The sequence below is a fragment of the Granulicella sp. S190 genome, assembly GCF_009766095.1.
Taxonomy (GTDB): Bacteria; Acidobacteriota; Terriglobia; order Terriglobales; family Acidobacteriaceae; genus Edaphobacter.
The window spans coordinates 1-450 of sequence record NZ_LMUD01000003.1; the positions used below are offsets into that span (position 1 = coordinate 1).

The 450-nt window shown below is 70.7% G+C and carries 1 protein-coding gene; it reads left to right on the forward strand.

Going from position 1 to position 450, the window contains the following annotated elements:
• The coding region (locus tag GSQ94_RS01980; RefSeq protein WP_174240868.1) for an MBG-2 domain-containing protein at window positions 1-450 on the forward strand (450 nt) is incomplete at both ends.

Sequence of the window (450 nt, forward strand, 5' to 3'; positions counted from 1 at the left end):
TCCAGCTACACCATCACCTGGCCCAACCAGAGCATCGTCTACGGAACCGCCCTCGGCGGCAGCACCGGCATCAAGGCCTCCGCCTCCATCTCCGGCAGCTTCTCCTACAGCCCCTCGGGCGTCCTGCCCGTCGGCCCCGCCACCGCCGTCGTCGCCACCTTCACCCCCACCGACACCGCAGACTACGCCGGCCAGACCGCCACCGCCCAGATCACCGTCACCCCCGCCGTCCTCGCCGTCACCGCCAACAACGCCACCCGCGCCTACGGCCAGGCTGATCCAACCTTCACCGCCACGATCGCAGGCTTCGTCAACGGCGACACCGCCGCCACCGCCGTCACCGGCTCCGCCTCGCTCACCTCCGCCGATACCGCCACCTCGCCCGTCGGCTCCTACCCCATCACCGCCGCCCCCGGAACCCTCGCCGCCAAGAACTACACCTTCACCTAC